At 62.7% G+C, this 15,796-nt stretch carries 13 protein-coding genes; 6 read left to right on the forward strand and 7 right to left on the reverse strand.

Translation table 11 applies throughout. The features are described 5' to 3' along the window. Positions 1 to 10: 10 nt before the first annotated feature. Together H6F58_RS00890 and H6F58_RS18055 are read right to left on the reverse strand one after the other, a co-directional pair. Complete coding sequence (locus H6F58_RS00890; protein WP_146276863.1) at positions 11 to 2,185, reverse strand: tripartite tricarboxylate transporter permease; 2,175 nt, start codon at positions 2,183 to 2,185, stop codon at positions 11 to 13. Between the two features lie 12 nt (positions 2,186 to 2,197). Beyond that, positions 2,198 to 4,477: a PrpF domain-containing protein gene (locus H6F58_RS18055; protein WP_280521003.1), complete on the reverse strand. Its 2,280-nt coding sequence runs from the start codon at positions 4,475 to 4,477 to the stop codon at positions 2,198 to 2,200. A 278-nt stretch (positions 4,478 to 4,755) separates the two neighbouring features. Between H6F58_RS18055 and H6F58_RS00900 the strand changes: the two genes are divergently transcribed. The 4 genes from H6F58_RS00900 to H6F58_RS00915 all read left to right on the forward strand — a co-directional run bounded on the left by H6F58_RS00900 (position 4,756) and on the right by H6F58_RS00915 (position 7,690). Then, entirely contained in the window at positions 4,756 to 5,661 is a 906-nt protein-coding gene (locus tag H6F58_RS00900) for a LysR family transcriptional regulator (RefSeq protein ID WP_195180864.1), read from the forward strand. 272 nt (positions 5,662 to 5,933) lie between these two features. Continuing rightward, a complete protein-coding gene (locus H6F58_RS00905) occupies positions 5,934 to 6,557 on the forward strand; it encodes a cyclodeaminase/cyclohydrolase family protein (RefSeq protein ID WP_195180865.1) in 624 nt (207 codons plus the stop codon). Next, positions 6,554 to 7,441 (forward strand): tetrahydrofolate dehydrogenase/cyclohydrolase catalytic domain-containing protein, encoded by an 888-nt coding sequence (locus tag H6F58_RS00910; protein ID WP_146276857.1) that lies wholly within the window; start codon positions 6,554 to 6,556, stop codon positions 7,439 to 7,441. The genes H6F58_RS00905 and H6F58_RS00910 overlap by 4 nt, the downstream gene beginning before the upstream one ends. 75 nt (positions 7,442 to 7,516) lie before the next feature. Then, complete coding sequence (locus H6F58_RS00915) at positions 7,517 to 7,690, forward strand: hypothetical protein (RefSeq protein WP_195180866.1); 174 nt, start codon at positions 7,517 to 7,519, stop codon at positions 7,688 to 7,690. On the opposite strand, the gene H6F58_RS00920 is transcribed toward H6F58_RS00915, so the two are convergent. Then, the gene (locus tag H6F58_RS00920; protein WP_195180867.1) at positions 7,691 to 9,115 is read right to left on the reverse strand and encodes a deoxyribodipyrimidine photo-lyase; all 1,425 of its coding nucleotides are present in this window, start codon (positions 9,113 to 9,115) and stop codon (positions 7,691 to 7,693) included. Between the two features lie 13 nt (positions 9,116 to 9,128). On the opposite strand from H6F58_RS00920, the gene H6F58_RS00925 reads away from it, so the two are divergent. Beyond that, positions 9,129 to 9,275, forward strand: coding sequence for a hypothetical protein (locus tag H6F58_RS00925; RefSeq protein ID WP_195180868.1), 147 nt, complete (start codon positions 9,129 to 9,131; stop codon positions 9,273 to 9,275). On the opposite strand, the gene H6F58_RS00930 is transcribed toward H6F58_RS00925, so the two are convergent. The 3 genes from H6F58_RS00930 to glyA all read right to left on the reverse strand — a co-directional run bounded on the left by H6F58_RS00930 (position 9,272) and on the right by glyA (position 12,860). Continuing rightward, positions 9,272 to 10,231 carry a D-glycerate dehydrogenase gene (locus H6F58_RS00930; protein WP_195180869.1) on the reverse strand — a complete coding sequence of 320 codons (960 nt, stop codon included), beginning with the start codon at positions 10,229 to 10,231 and terminating at the stop codon, positions 9,272 to 9,274. The two genes, H6F58_RS00925 and H6F58_RS00930, sit on opposite strands and share 4 nt — an antisense overlap. Continuing rightward, complete coding sequence (locus H6F58_RS00935) at positions 10,231 to 11,427, reverse strand: aminotransferase class I/II-fold pyridoxal phosphate-dependent enzyme (protein ID WP_146276852.1); 1,197 nt, start codon at positions 11,425 to 11,427, stop codon at positions 10,231 to 10,233. The genes H6F58_RS00930 and H6F58_RS00935 overlap by 1 nt, the downstream gene beginning before the upstream one ends. A 116-nt stretch (positions 11,428 to 11,543) precedes the next feature. Continuing rightward, entirely contained in the window at positions 11,544 to 12,860 is a 1,317-nt protein-coding gene (gene glyA, locus H6F58_RS00940) for a serine hydroxymethyltransferase (protein WP_280521004.1), read from the reverse strand. Positions 12,861 to 13,309: 449 nt separating this feature from the next. Between glyA and H6F58_RS00945 the strand changes: the two genes are divergently transcribed. Beyond that, positions 13,310 to 14,005, forward strand: coding sequence for a fasciclin domain-containing protein (locus H6F58_RS00945; RefSeq protein WP_060702982.1), 696 nt, complete (start codon positions 13,310 to 13,312; stop codon positions 14,003 to 14,005). A 568-nt stretch (positions 14,006 to 14,573) separates the two neighbouring features. Here H6F58_RS00945 and H6F58_RS00950 read toward each other — a convergent pair. Further along, the gene (locus H6F58_RS00950; protein ID WP_195180870.1) at positions 14,574 to 14,945 is read right to left on the reverse strand and encodes a hypothetical protein; all 372 of its coding nucleotides are present in this window, start codon (positions 14,943 to 14,945) and stop codon (positions 14,574 to 14,576) included. Between the last annotated feature and the right edge of the window lie 851 nt (positions 14,946 to 15,796).

The following is a 15,796-nucleotide window of genomic DNA, read 5'->3' on the forward strand; positions in this document are numbered from 1 at the left end:
GGTAATCGGATCAGAGCCACGAGGCCAGCAGGCCCTGGGGAAGGTCGATGGGTAGCAGGGACGGGAGGGCCAGCATCAATGCGAAGAACACTGCGGTGTAGATGATGGTGGTCTTGAGCTTGGCGCGAGCCACGATCAGCAAGAAGGCCGGAAGGAAGATCGAGATCGCCGCGAGGTAGCCCAGCAGGGCGGTCAGGACGAGGAAGCCGCCCATCCAAGCGAAGGTCCGCAGCGCGAAGGCAGCCTCGCTGGTCCACTTCGGGCCCCATGCGGCGCCGCCGCTCGTGCCTGCGGCACCCGTCAACCCCTTGATCGGTCCACCGGAAGGAGCCGCTGGAGCCATGGACCGGCCGGTGGCCGTTGCTTGCTGGCCAGGGGAACCCGATCCGCCGTGGGCCACGGCCGCCTGTGCGGGGATCACCGCCTCGCCGGCCAGGTATGCGGTGGCATCAACGGATATCCGATTCGAAGCAGCCACGGCCAGCTTCCGGGTGCGGATCTCGATGGCCAGCAAGGCCAGGGACATGATGACCCCGACCCAGCCGACCAGCTGCGGAACCAGCTTGGCATCGGGGGAGTAGCTGGAGGAGAGCACCAGGGAACCGGCGAAGACCACCAGCAGAACGGCGGCCGCGCCCAGCGACCAGACCGAGTTCTTCAGCGGTGCCTCGGCATCCGGGGCGCTGTCGGACTTCGGGTCGTCATCCGCGCCCAGCTTGCGGCGGGCACGCACCCACTTGAACACATTCCACAGGATCGGCAGCACCAGGATGGCGATGAACACCATGGTTCCCGGGCGCAGCATCCACTCGAAGCCTTCGTAGAGGCTGTCGGTCAGGAAGTAGTAGCGTTCCATCGGGATGGCCAGCACGAAGCCGATCAAGAAGGGCGCCCGCGGGAAACCGGTGGACTTCAAGACCCAGCCGCACACGCCCAGCAGCAGCATGACCCACAGGTCGCCGAGCTGTCCGCCGTCCTGGAAGGAACCGAGCAGCATGATCACCACGAGGCCGGCAGCCAGGATGGAGAAGGGGACCTTGGTCAGCGAGGAAAGCGGGCGCACGGTCAGGAAGCAGAACAGCGCACCGAGCACCGAAGCGATGGCGAAGGCCCAGATGATCATGTACAGCAGGTCGAGGTGCTCATTGATGATGCTCGGGCCGGGCTGGATGCCGTAGGTCAGCAGCATGCCCAGCAGCATGGCCGAGGGCACGCCACCTGGAATGCCGAACAGGAAGGTCGGGATCAGGTCGCCAGCTTCCACCGAGTTGTTGGCGCTTTCCGGGCCGACGATCCCTCGCGGGTCGCCCTTGCCGAACTTGCGCTTGTCCTTGGCGGTGGCCACGGCCTGGCCGTAGGCCAGCCAGGTGCCCGCGGTGGCGCCCACCCCGGGCAGCACGCCGGCCCAGATGCCGATCAGCCCGCCGCGCAAGACCTGCGACCAGTGGCCAAGCCACTCGCGGATGCCCGAGCCCCAGCCGCCGGTGACTTCCACCGACTGCTTGTCGCCGCGGCGCTGGCTGGCGCGCGAGGCGATTTCGGCCAGGCCGAAAATGCCCAGGGCCACGGCCACCAGGGACAACCCGTCACCGAGGAAGAGCGAACCGAAGGTGAAGCGCTCCTCGGCGGTGGTCGGCGCGGTGCCGATCATGCCTACCAGCAGGCCGGCCAACCCAGCGGTCAGCCCCTTGATCACATTGCCGCGCGAGAGCACCGCGGCCAGCGCCACGCCGAGCACCGTGAGCATGAACAGCTCCGGGCTGGCGAAGGAGAGCACCAGCGGACGGGCCAGCGGGATGGCCAGGGTCAGGCCGATGGCGCCGATGATGCCGCCGGCCATCGAAGAGAGGAAGGCCAGGGACAGGGCCCGTTTGGCTTGGCCCTTGCGGGCCATCGCGTAGCCGTCGAGCATGGTGACCGACGCGGAGGCCGATCCCGGCGCGCCGAGCAGCACCGCCGAGACGGTGTCCGAGGTGTGGACCACGGCCAGGGCGCCGATCAGCAGGGCCAGCGCGGAGGCCGGCTCCATGCCGAAGGTCACGGGCAACAGGATCGCGACGGCTGCGGTGCCGCCCAGTCCCGGGATCAGGCCCATGACAAGGCCCGAGATCACTCCGATCAGCAGCATGAGCAGCATGCCCGGATCGGTCAGCGAGGCCAATGCGGCCAGTGCGGAATCAAGCATTGTTCTGCCTCCCTAGTCTAGTTCGATGCCGTAGGAGTCCTTGAGCAATGCGGTGACATAGCCCTTGGTCTCATCGGTCACGGTGTAGGCGTCCTTGACGCGCTGGGACAGGTTTTCATCGGCCACGATGGGATATCCGCCGAGCACCTTCTCCGCCTTGTTGTTGAATTCCTTGTCGCCCGAGAGCTCATGGGCGGAGTTGCGCAGCAGGTCCACGGCTTCTTCCGGGGCATCCTTCGGCGCCCACAAGCCCTTCTGGTAGGTGTAGGTCAACCCCAGCAGCGTCTTGTAGGCTTCGAATTTCGGCCCGCTCGGAGCCTTGCCGTACAGCTGCTCGTAGACTTCCACCACGGTGGGGGTGTCCTTGAAATTCGGATCCCGCACGACATTGCCGTGCTCATCGAGCTGCCCGAAGGACATCAGCACGGTGGCCGAGCCTTCCTTGGCGATGGGCTCGACCGCCGAATGGTAGGAGGAGGTGGTCGAGTAGTCGATGTCCACCTCGCCGCGCTGCAGGGCCAGGTTCACCGGCCCGCGTCCCTCGAAGCCGAAGGTTGCCGAGATGTCGGCCTCCAGCAGGTCGAAGGCGACCAGCGTGGTCAGATCCAGGCCGGTGGCCGTGATGCCGCCGAAGACCAGCGGCTTCTTGCGACCGATCAGGTCCTTGGGGCTCTTGACCCCGGCGGCGGCGCGGGCATAGATCACCCCGCCGGTGCCGTTGACCAGCACCGGTTCGAGATCCTTGAAGGAGTACTTCACCACATGGCGGTCCAGCACCCAGGGGACCACGGTGGTCGCGGTGCTCACCAGCAGCTCCGTGCCGTCATCGGCCGCCGAGGAGGCGAAGCGGTTGCTTCCGGTGATGCCTTCGCCTCCGGCCTCGTTCACCGGTGCGAATCCCGGTTCCCCGGGGATATCCTGGACCAGCTCCTGGCCGACGAAGCGGGCCCAGGTGTCGGTGCCGCCTCCTTCGGCGAGCGGGATCACCACTTGAAGTGTTTCCCCGGCGTAATCGCCGTCGGCCGTGGTGGCCGGAGGATTCAACAGCCCGCCGCCCACGAGGGTGGCGCCGAGCCCGAGCACCGCGAAAGCCGCCACGGAGGCGAAAACGGTGCGCCGGCGATGCGGTTCCGGGTCCGGCTCCAGCTGCTGCTCATCCACCCCCGCGACCTGGGCCACGGTAACGGTGGGATCGCCGGAGCGATCGCCGATTGGATCAAAGCTGAGGGTCGCGTCGGCCAGTTCGCGGGCGGTGCGGGTGGTGCCCACGGCCAGCTGCCCGTCGATCTGGCGCTGCCAGGTGGTGAGCAGCCCCGCCGGGGTCTGCAGGCGCAGCTCGCCGTCCGGGGCGCTGGCCAGCTTTTGGGCGATCAGCGTTCCGGGGTGGTGCGCGGCAATGCTCAGCCCGATGCTGCCGGTGATGGCCAGCGCCGGATGCGGTGCTCCCATAGAGAGCATCATGACCTTGGTATCCGCATTGCCGCCTGGCTCGGCGGCGGCCACAATGGCCAGCTTGGGGATGGCGCGCTGCGCTTCGGCTTCGGTTCTCGCCAGGCCCATGGCCACGGCGCCGGCACGGCGGATGCGCTCCAGCCGCGGCATTTCGGTGATCGACTCGGTGAGCCAGTCGCCAAAGCCGATCGCGCCAAGTCCCGCGGCATCTGCATCGATGATGACCAGCGGGGCGCCGGCGTCGATCAGCGTGGCGGAAATTTCGCTTCGGGCATCCGTGTCCTCGTCGTGAACGCTCAGCGTTGACAGCTCCTGGCCGTCGGGGAACAGCGCGCCGGTAGTGGCACCGGCGGGATCGAGGAATCCGATGTCCACCACCTGGCCCGGGAACGGAACACCGGGGATCAGCACCGGGACCTGGGAGCTGTCCAGATTCATGCGCTCGATAAGGATCTGACCGGTGTTGGTATTGCGGATGCGCACGGTGAGGATGCCGTGATCGGGCTCCACCCAGCCGCGCTTGAGTGCGTAGGGCGCGATGACCGCGGAGCAGTTTCCGCAGTTGCTTCCCCAGTCGACGACCGCCTGGTCGATGCCGACCTGGGCAAAGGTGTACTCGACATCAATGCCGGGTTCGTCGCTGGGAGACAGGATCACTGCCTTGCTGGTCGTTGAGCTGCCGCCGCCGACTCCATCAATTTGGCGTGGGTCGGGGGAACCGAAAAGCCTCAGCAGGACTTCATCGGTGGTGAATCCCGGGACGTCGAGTTCGCTTCGCTCGAAGACCCAGCATTTGCTGGTACCCCCGCGCATCCAAGTCGCCTTAACTGTGTGTTTCATTGGGCTGAACCAATCTATCGAGAACCGCGAGCCGCCGATAGATGTGATCGCCGACACGTAACCTGCTATCGATGATCCGTGAAGAGTTACTTTATTAGTAGTTACAAGAAATGCATTATATTGAAGTAATGCTTAAATCATTGAAATTACGGGCAGGATTCTTGGTCCAGGCGACGCGGATAAGCGAAAAGATCCCCCGGGCCGCTCAACGTATTCAAGAGAATCCATGAAGTGTAAGCTTTCTGAAGTGTAGTTAAGTTCCACTGAAGGATGTCGCTGTGCTTGATATCAAAAGATTGCAAATCTTGCTCGCTGTGGTCGAGGGCGGATCGGTGACCGCCGCGGCCGACGAGCTTTTCTACACCCCATCGGGTGTTTCGCAGCAGCTGCGCAAGCTGGAAGAAGAAGTGGGCCAGCCGCTGCTGCAGCGTCGCGCCCGGGGCATGGTGCCCACCGATGCCGGGCATGTGCTCGCCGGCCATGCCCGCTCGATCTTGCGGCAGATGGACGCGGCCATTGCCGATCTGGACCAGCTGGCTGGCCTGAAAAGCGGCAGCCTGAGCCTGGGCACGTTTCCAACCCTCGGCAGCTCCTTCCTGCCGCTGGTGATCAGCAAATTCCGAAAGCTCTATCCCTCGATCAAGCTGGATGTGCGCAGTACCCGCTTGCAGGAACTAATGGGACTGCTCTCGCGCGGAGAGATTTCGCTCGGCCTGCTCTGGGAATATGAATGGATGCCGTTGGACCGGGCCGACTTCGAGCTCACCACGCTCTTCACCGAGCCAACGGTGCTGGTGGTCGGCGCCGATCATCCGCTCGCGCAGTTCGAAGAGGTGGATATGGCTGTCACCGCGAGCGAGCAGTGGATCGTCAGGGCCAATATGCATCCTGTGGCAGAGCTCTTGGAGCGCTCCTGCAACGCCGCTGGATTCTCGCCGAAGATTTCCTTTCAGGCCAACGACTACCAGGAGGCCCAGGCCATGGTGTCGGTGGGCTTGGGCATCGCGCTGGCTCCGCAGTCGGCGGTCATGAATCCGCACCCGGGGGTCAAGATCCTTTCACTGGGCCCGGGCGCCGCTGCCAGAAGCGTCGTTCTGGCCCAGCGCCGGGATCGAGTCCGCGCCCCGGCAGAAAATGCGTTCCAGACGCTGCTGGTCGACATGGGCAAGACCTGGATTGACTAGCGCGAGCAGCTGGGCCCGGGGACCGGGTCTCCTCGTTGCATGGAGCGCGCCGAAAATTACCTGGTGCGACGGGATGGCAGAAAAACCTTGACCCGCCCCTAGTGGTGTTCTAGGCTTCAATATAAACTGATATACCAAGTGGATACTAAGCGGAATGAACCGGCGAATTATTCGCGCGTCCCACATGCTGGCAACCTGAAGCGCTGCGAAAACTGCCGAATTCCCTTGGTCTTGGACTGTCTTGCCGCGAATTCTGAGCGAGGAAAATTCCCATGATCACTACCGAAACTGTCAGCAGTTATCTTGAGCGCCTCGCTTCAAGAGCCCCAGCGCCCGGGGGAGGTGCCGCGGCCGCGCTGCACGCTGCGCAAGCTGCAGCGCTGGTGTCCATGGTTGCCGAATTCACCTCCGGCCCACGGTACGCCGAGGTCCAGGAACAGGCCCAGGTTATCGCCAAGGATGCCAAGCAGCTGATGCGCGACGCGCTGTTTGCGGCCCAGGAAGATGAGCGGCTTTTCGGTTTGCTCAGTGCCGCCTACGCCTTGCCCAAGGACACCGAGGAGCAGAAAGCCGAACGCCGCAATGCCATCGGCCACTCCACCATCGAAGCCGCGGCCCCGCTGGTTTCAACCGTCGACCTGGCGTCCGCGGCCATCACGCTGGCCCAGGAACTGCTGCCGATTGGCAACCGCTCGGTCCGCAGCGACGTGGCTGCCGCGGCGGAGTCTGCCCGCGCTGCGCTAGGCACCGCGTTGGCCACCTTGGAAATGAACATCGCCGCCATCAAGGATGAAACCGAGCGCGAACGGCTGAGCCAAGCCACCCTCCGGGCAAGCGAAATGATCAACCACGCAGAAGAGCTCAGCGCCGCAGTTCGTTCGGCGGTGTCGGCATGACGGCTCGGCGCTTGAGCGGAAAACCGGTGGCCGACGAGATCCGCGCCAAAACCGCCCACGTGGTTGAAAATCTGAACCGCGACGGCTTCACGGCCAAGGTAGCGGTCCTGCTGGCCACGAAGAACGAGGCCACCGCGTGGTATGTGCGCTCCATCGAGCGAGCCGCGGCCCAGCAGGGCGTTGAATGCCAGGTGCTCCAGATGCCTGAAGCCAGCCAGGAGCAGCTAGCGGCGGCCATCACGGCCCTGAATGAGGACGAGTCCGTGCATGGGATCATTCTCCAGACCCCGTTGCCCGAAGGCGTGGATCCAGCGGTTCTGGTGCAGCTGATCGATCCTGCCAAGGACATTGATGGAGCCAATCCGCTGAGCCTCGGCCGGCTCAGCGTGGGCCAGCCAGCCTTCGCCCCGGCCACCGCGCGTTCGGTCATCGAGATCCTGGAGCATTACCGGGTTCCGCTTGCGGGCCAGCATGTGGCAGTGGTGGGGCGCTCTGCCGTGGTGGGCAAGCCCCTGGCCCAGCTGCTGCTGCAGCGCGATGCCACGGTGAGCATCTGCCATTCCCGGACCGCGCAATTGGCCGATTTCACCAAGGCCGCGGCCGTCACCGTCATGGCCGTTGGCCGTGCCAACCTGCTCACCGCAGAAGAAGTTGCCGACTCCTCGGTGGTCATCGATGTGGGCACGAACGTGGACGAAGAAGGACAGCTGGTCGGAGACGTGCACGCGGCTTCGGTCCAGCCCAAGGTGCGCGCGCTCAGCCCGGTACCCGGGGGAGTGGGCACGGTGACCACAGCGCTGCTCATCTGGCATGCCGTGCAGGCCGCTGCAAAAGTTTGCGAGTCGATCATGTGGAGAGGAGAACCCATGAGCACACGCCGGTAGCAGTACGCCAGCGTTCGGGTTCGGTTCTGGCGGGCAAACCAGCCCGCCGGGCCGCGAAGTGTGCTGGAACGGCCGGTGCCAGGCGCAGCGATGAAAAGACTGGGCGTTTCCGATGACGTGGTGATATGGGATCTGTTGATCGGTTACTGCCCAAAGGGCCGCCGCATCATTGATTTGGAGATCAATGATGCGGCGGTTTCCGCTGTCATGGCGCTGGCGATGGTCTGGATCCAGGCAGGCGGCGGATGATCAGCTATCGGTACCCGGGGAGTCCGGACGATGCCGGGACTTCATGTGGTTATAGGATTCGAGGGCCGCTTGCCGTGATTCCTTCAGATCCACCACTGGCTCGACCGCCAACGGAGCATAGCGGGCTACGTAGGTTCCCGACGGATCGAACTTCTTGGCTTGCAGTTGCGGATTGAAGACCCGGAAATAGGGTGCGGCGTCGGCTCCGCTGCCCGCGACCCATTGCCAGTTGGCCGTATTGCAGGCCAGATCCGCGTCGACCAGCGTATCCCAGAACCATTCCTCGCCTACTTTCCAGTGCAGCCCGAGGTTCTTGACCAGCAGGCTCGCGGTCACCATGCGCACGCGATTGTGCATCCATCCCGTTTGCCATAGCTGGGCCATTCCGGCATCCACCAGGCCGAATCCCGTGCGTCCGCGTTGCCAGCATCGCGTGTAATGGGCCGCGCGAGGTGAATCATCGGGCCAGGCCCAATCGAAATCGTCAAATTCGGAACGCAAGTTCTCGGTGGGCAGCTGCGGGTGGTGGTAGTACAGGTGCCAGCAGAAATCCCGCCACGCGACCTGGCGGCGCAAGGCCAAGGCGCCTTCAGCCGCAGGCGCAGTGCTGCTGGCGAGGGCGCTGAGCTCTTGCCACACTTGATGCGGACTCAGGTGGCCCCAGCGCAGCGCAGGGGAAAGCGCCGAAGTTCCATCAAGATCCGGGCGGTCATGGCGCTCGCCGTAGTGCTGCGCGATATTGCCGAGCACCTCGGCCAGGCGTTCCTGGGCGGCGGGTTCTCCCGGAGTCCAGGCATCCGCCAGCCCGGTGGACCAATCGGGCGAACTGGGCAGCAGTTCCCAGCTGGCCAGCGTATCGCTGCCGGGCAGTTCAACGTGTGGAGGGGATTGCGGCTGGGGCGCGGGATGGGGCTGGCGGATCTCGGTGCTGCGCAGCGCATTGTGGAACGGGGTGAACACCTTGTAGCCGGTACCCGACTGGGTGAGCAGTTCCCAGGGCTCATGCAGCAGCGCGCCGGCGTGGCTTTGCGCGTGCAGTCCCGCCGCGCGCACGTGGTCCTTGATCAAGGTGTCCACCGCGCGTTCAGCCTGGCCATAGCGCCGGTTCCAGTGCACTGCGGCGCAGGCACCGTGGCCCGTGATTTCCTCGATGATGTGCACGCTGTTTCCACGGCGCAAGACCAGCGGGATGCCGAGCTCCTGAAGCGATGCGCGCAGGCTGATGAGTGCATGATGCAGCCACCAGCGTGCCGCGGCCCCCAGGGGCCTGATCCCGGGAGATTGCTCATCGAGGATATACAGCGCAACGACAGGTCCGGCTTCGCTGGCGGCCAGCAGGGCCGGGTGGTCCACGGTCCGCAGATCATCGCGGAAAAGCACCAGCTGGTAGGGCTGTGTCGTATCAATGCTGCTCTTGTCCGTCATGACGCCAGCCTAAATGATGGCCATCAAGGCAGAAGGATGGCAATCAGGTCTTGCTCAGGAACTTGCGCGGGAGCGCTTGCTTAAACAGCTTGAGGACATCGACACCGATGTCCTCAAGCTGTTGCGTTCCATTGCGTTGTCCCGCGGGGACGGCGCCTAGTTCACCGGGGTGACCGGGTCCTCGCCACGCAGTACCGCCAGCGTGTTCTCGCTGGCCAGCACCGCCATCGCGGTGCGCGTTTCCACGGTCGAGGAGCCCAGGTGCGGCACCAGGGCCACGTTCTCCAGCTCCAGCAGTTCCGGGTGGACCGCTGGTTCCTTCTCGAAGACATCCAGGCCGGCCCCGGCGAAAACGCCTTCGCGCAGCGCTTGCGCCAGTGCGGCCTCGTCCACGATCGGGCCGCGGGCGGTGTTGACCAGGTAGGCTTCCGGCTTCATTGCCGCAAGCTGCTCCGCCCCGATCAGATGATGGGTGCTCGGGCCATAGGGGCAGTGCAGCGAGACGACATCGGAGATCGCCAGCAGCTCGTCGAGCTCGACCCGCCGCGCACCGAGCTCGGCAGCGATCGCCGGATCGATTTCGCTGCGCGACTGGTAGACGACCTCCATGCCGAAGGCCTTGGCCCGGCGGGCTGTGGCCTGCCCGATGCCGCCCATGCCCACCACGCCCAGGGTCTTGCCCTGCAGGCTTGAGCCGAGCAGGAAGAACATGCCCCATTTCCACGGGGTTCCGGAGCGGATCAGGCGTTCGCCTTCGCCCAGGCGCCGGGTGGCCATGAGGATCAGGCCGAAGGCGATATCCGCGGTGGCCTCGGTCAGCACTCCCGGGGTGTTGGTGGCGCGCACGCCCCGGGCGGTGCAGTCGGCCACGACGATGTTGTCGTAGCCTACGGCGACATTGGAGACCACCTTCAGCTGCGGGCCAGCGGCTTCCAGCAGTTCCGCGTCAACGCGTTCGGTCAGCAAGGTGACCAGCGCGTCGGCCCCCGGCACCTTGGCCAGCAGTTCTTCGCGGGAGATCGACTGCTCGCCGTCCCACGCGTCAACCTCGTGCTCGGCGCGCAGCTTTTCCAGCGCGGCTTCCGGGATCCGCCCGGTGACAACTACCTTCGCCATTACGCCGCGATCCATTCGCGCAGCCGGCCCAGGCCCTCGCGGATGTCCTCGGTTTCAATGCCCGAGTAGGCCAGGCGGATGTACTGGCGCTCCTCGCCGGGCAGGCGGCGGCCGAAGTGCTCGCGGGTGCAGAAGGAAACGCCGGTGTTCTCCAGGGCCGCGGTGGCGAAGTCGCCGACGTCGGTGAATCCCTTGCGCTCCATGGCTTCGGTGACATCCGGGAACAAGTAGAAGGTGGACTGCGGAACGGCGACGCTGAATCCCGGGATCGAGTTCACGATCTCGCAGGCGACGTCGCGGCGTTCCTTGAGGGTGTCCAGCATTTCCTGGACCGGCTCCTGCGGCCCGGTCAGCGCGGCGATGCCCGCCCACTGCACATAGTGGGTGGTGCAGGATTCGTCATTGGTGTTCAGCTTGCTCATGACCTGGGCGATCTCAAGCGGCGCCACGGCGCAGCCCAAGCGGGAGCCGGTCATCGCGAACTTCTTGCTGAAGGTGTAGAGGATGACGGTGCGCTCGGCCATTCCCGGAAGCGCGGCGATGGAGTTCGAAGCCCCTTCGTAGCGGGTTTCGAAGTAGGCCTCGTCGGAGAGCACCCAGAGGTCGTGCTCGATGGCCAGCTGGGCCACGGCTTCGCGCTCGGCGGCCGTTGATTCGGCGGAAATCGGGTTCTGCAGGTCGTTGTAGATGATCGCCGTGGTGTTCTCGGTGATCGAGGCGCGCACCTGCTCCAGGTCGATGGCGAACCCCGACTCGGTGGGCACGTAGTTATATGGAACCGCGGTGCCGCCGAGGTACTCGATCTGGGACTCGTAGATCGGGAAACCAGGGTTCGGGTACAGCACTTCCTGTCCCGGATCCATCACTGCCTGCAGGAACTTGGTGATTACCGGCTTGCCGCCGGTCATGACCACCACGTTGTCGGCGGTGAATTCCATGCCGCGCCGGGAGCCGATGTCATGGGCCAGGGCCTCGCGCAGCTGCGGGATGCCGGGGCCCGGGCAGTAGCCGGTGTAGCCCTCGGAAATAGCCTGGCTCATGGCGTCGACAATGTGCGGCGCGGTGGGGATGTTGATGTCGCCCAAGTGGAATGGGTAGACGCGGTTGCCCTTGGCCTTCCAGGCCGCGGCGGCCTGCGCCACGCTGAATGCCGTTTCGGTGCCTAGCCGCTCGAGGCGTTGTGCCAGTTGTTGCATAGTGTAGATCTTTCGTTGGTTGGGAGTGGGCGCAGGGCTGCTGCGCGGATTCCATGGATGGCGACGCGGACGGCGGATATTTCCGCCGTCCGGGCCCCCATCCTCACAAGATGGTGCTACTCGGAAACCTTGGCCAGGTCCGGGTACAGCGGATGGGCTTCGGCCAGCTTCAGAACCCGGTCCTTCAGCTCCGGCAAGACCGAGGTATTGCCCTCAGTACCAGCGATCAGCGCCTGCGCGATGATCTCTGCAACCTCGGCGAAAGCTGCCTCCGAGAAGCCGCGGGTTGCCAGCGCCGGGGTACCGATGCGCAACCCCGAGGTCACCATTGGCGGACGTGGATCAAACGGCACCGCGTTGCGGTTCACCGTGATCTCCACCTGCGCCAGCAAATCCTCGGCCTGCTGGCCATCCAACTCGGAATTGCGCAGGTCAACCAGAACCAGGTGCACATCAGTGCCACCGGTCAGCACGCTGATGCCCTTGGCCGCCACATCCTCCTGGGCCAGGCGCTCAGCAAGGATCTTGGCACCGGCCAAGGTGCGCTGCTGGCGCTCCTTGAACTCCTCGGACGCAGCGATCTTGAACGCCACCGCCTTGCCAGCAATCACGTGCTCCAGCGGGCCGCCCTGCTGGCCAGGGAACACCGCAGAGTTCAGCTTCTTCGCGATCTCGGCATCGTTCGACAAGATGATGCCGCCACGAGGACCAGCCAAAGTCTTGTGGGTGGTCGAGGTGACCACGTGCGCGTAAGGCACAGGAGACGGATGCAAGCCGGCAGCGACCAGGCCGGCGAAGTGCGCCATGTCCACAAACAGGTAGGCGCCGACCTTGTCAGCGATTTCGCGGAAGCGCTTGAAGTCCAGCTGGCGCGGGTACGCCGACCAGCCGGCCACGATCATCTTCGGCTGGTGCTCGATGGCAAGGCGCTCCACCTCGTCCATGTCCACCACGTTGGTCTCTTCATTCACGCCGTAAGGCACGATGTTGAACAAGCGGCCGGAGAAGTTCAGCTTCATGCCGTGGGTCAGGTGCCCGCCGTGGGCCAGGTTCAATCCCAGCACGGTGTCGCCCGGGCGGACCAGCGCGTGGTAGACCGAGGCGTTGGCCTGGGCGCCGGAGTGCGGCTGGACGTTGGCGAAGTTCGCGCCGAACAGTTCCTTGATGCGCTCGATGGCCAGGGTCTCGATGACGTCGACTTCTTCGCAGCCGCCGTAGTAGCGGCGGCCCGGGTAGCCTTCGGCGTACTTGTTGGTCAGCACCGAGCCCTGGGCCTGCATGACGGCCTGGGCGGTGTGGTTCTCCGAGGCGATCATTTCCAGGCCGCGCTGCTGGCGGGCCAGTTCAGCGTCGATGCGCTGCGCTACCTCCGGGTCAAGGGTGGCGAGGTCTTCGGTCAATGAGCTGATGGACAGATCCTGGATACTGATCAACGATTTCTCCCTAATGTACGAATTGCAGACAACTGATATATCAAGAGTTTATGACAAGGCTATGAGCCGAATCCTGATGAGTCAATAGGCAGGAATAACATTCCTGCCAAGTCCACAGCTGGAAGCGGGCAGCGGCGGAAGGGCCGGAGAGGGATGCGCACATGTGGGTCGGAAGGTTCATGGCGAAATGCGCTTGCCGAGGCTGAAATGGAAATCATGACCCGTTGGTAGTCAGGGGCGGTTGTTCGAGGTCCCGGCAAGGCAAGCGCAGGCCCCGGTAGACATGGCGTGCTGCTGCCTGTCATCGCAAGGTCCGGATACGAGGGCAAAAAAACTTTTAAATAATCCAATCCGGAATATCCCTGGCCCCGAATGCCCTATGACAACCCAAACCAAGAGGTTTGGAAAACCAACTGGCCCAACGGGGGTCGCCAGGTAAGGAGTTCGACATGAAAACCATGCAGCGCAAAACAGTAGGACTGCTCTCGATTGCCGCGGTTGCCGCGTTCGGATTGAGCGCTTGCTCGATGGACAACAGCGCCGAGTCCACTCCAAGCAGCGAAAGCTCGGCATCGAGCATGGCGCCGAGCAGCTCGGATTCTTCCATGGAATCGGGAATGGCCAGCGAATCGGCCATGGATCCGGCTGCCAACCTTGTTGGCTCAGGATGTGCAGCGTACGCAGAAGCAGTGCCCGAAGGTGACGGTTCCGTTGCTGGCATGGCCCAGGATCCGGTAGCCGTCGCAGCATCCAACAACCCGTTGCTGACCACCCTGACGAAGGCCGTGTCGGGGAAGCTCAACAAGGACGTCGACCTGGTGGACACGCTCAATGGCGATGAGTTCACCGTCTTCGCTCCGGTGGATGATGCCTTCAAGGCCATCCCAGAAAAGGACCTTAACGCTGTCGTGTCGGATGCCGACATGCTGACCAAGGTATTGACCTACCACGTGGTCCCCGGCCAGATAACCCCTGATGATCTGAAGGGTGATCTGGAAACCGTTGAAGGCGACAAGGTCAAGATCAGCGGCAGCGGCGATGACCTGATGGTCAACGATGCCAAGGTCATTTGCGGTGGAGTGCAGACTGCCAACGCTACGGTCTACCTCGTTGATTCGGTGCTGATGCCACCGGCAAAGAAGTAGCACTACAGCATCAAGCTGAAAAAGCCAGGGAACGGGCGATGCACGATTTGGGGGACGCCCGTTCCCTGGCTTTTTGCTTGTCTCTGGCCGGAGGGGCCTCACCTGAACTGTCCATTTGGTGCAGCCAAATTTTTCACATGACGTCCTGGATCAGTTGGTCCGCTGGTGGTTACGTGTTCTGTTCTTGCCGGTCGGATGTTGAGTGGGTCGGGCGCATCCATAGGTACTAAGGAGTCGTTCTCGTTATTTCTGCTTTTGCCACTCTTGAAAGGGACCACCTGATTTAACTGGCAAGAGCGGGGCTGGAGGCAACGAAGCCCAATGTCAGAGCCGGGGCGACGCAATATCGAACCGGCTGATGACGCTGTAAAGAAAGCCAAGGATCAGTGCGATACGGGGTTCAGTGTTGAGGATATTTTCCGGCCTCTTGCGAACGGCGAACTTGAGAGAAATGTTCCTGTGCCTCGCGCAACCGTTGGCCATTACCTGTCACCTTGAGGAAATGAGGAACCTCAATTGGGACCTTGCGCGTTTGCTGACTTTTCCTGCCGTTGAACGGTGGCTCATATTAGTCGTCGTTTTCCTCGCTCGTATTATCAGCCAACCGCTCTTTTAGATCTGCAAGCTCCTTCTCGACTGCTTCAATTACCTCATCATCCTCTTCATACAGTTCACGGAACTCAGAGTCCGACTCAAGCATTGCGGCAAGTAGCTCTATACCGCGTCCAAGGAGTTCTTCGAGCTTCTCCAGATCACCAGGCCACACATAGATACGACCAATCGTGTTGAGCATGTAGCAGGCAGCGCGAATCTGATCGTACTCATCGTCGTACTCCAAAGCCGCGGCAATGCGGGCGTCAACATCAATGCCTTCAAAGAATTCCGTGAACCAGTCTGCTGCGCCGTCGCTATCCCAAGGACTCGCTCCCCAAGCACCCATGATGTGGCATCCCTTCACTGATGGAAACTAGTCCAAATACGATTTCTGTAGCGGCATTGTTGCCGCTACCTAATGATGCTTCATAGAGCCGACGTTTTGAAGTTCCAGGAAATGGATACGCGAATGATCGGTGAATATCATCTCAATGGTGCACGGCCGATAATTTCTGTTTCGTTGCAAGTTTCCTTGACGAGGTTTTCTGTCAATCTACTCGGACAGAAAACGGTCGCATTAGAATTGTCAGAAAATGACTCGACCTCATTTATCCATTCAAGATAGAATCCTAGCACTCTGGAACAAGGCCGAAAACTTCCAACTGCCCAAGTGCTTGGAGTGAATGCAAATGAAAAAGTTCAGCAGAATTTCCGCAATTGTAGTTCTCGTACTTGCTCTAAGCCTCTTGGCTTTCACCCAATGGGTTCCAGCACTTCTGATTTTGCCGGTGGCTGGCGGCTTATATGCGCTCGATCCTGCGATGCGAAGCCCATATGCGGCCCCTGTAAAGGAGCCACCAAATAGAAGGCGCACCCAATAACTGAGAACGATTGTTTTTGGTGTTCCGTATAAGGAACCCTCTACGGGACAGATGTCGCGGTCGTTAAACGTCGCTCGGAACTAGCTGAGGAAACTGGTCATAAATACGTGAATTACATTCTAGGAATCTACGAGAACGAAGCACCAGGCTGCGAAGATGACAACTAACAACCCTCCGGTCAGAACAGCTACAGAGACGGATGCGGCTCGCGTCTACGAACTGACAAATAAGTTTGCACCCGGGCTAGAAACAAGTTTTGAGGAATTCGAAGTTCACTTCTGCTCCTTGCTGCACGACCCCACTTGGTTCGTGGCTG

This window comes from Glutamicibacter sp. FBE19, from assembly GCF_015524875.1.
Lineage (GTDB): Bacteria > Actinomycetota > Actinomycetes > Actinomycetales > Micrococcaceae > Glutamicibacter > Glutamicibacter halophytocola.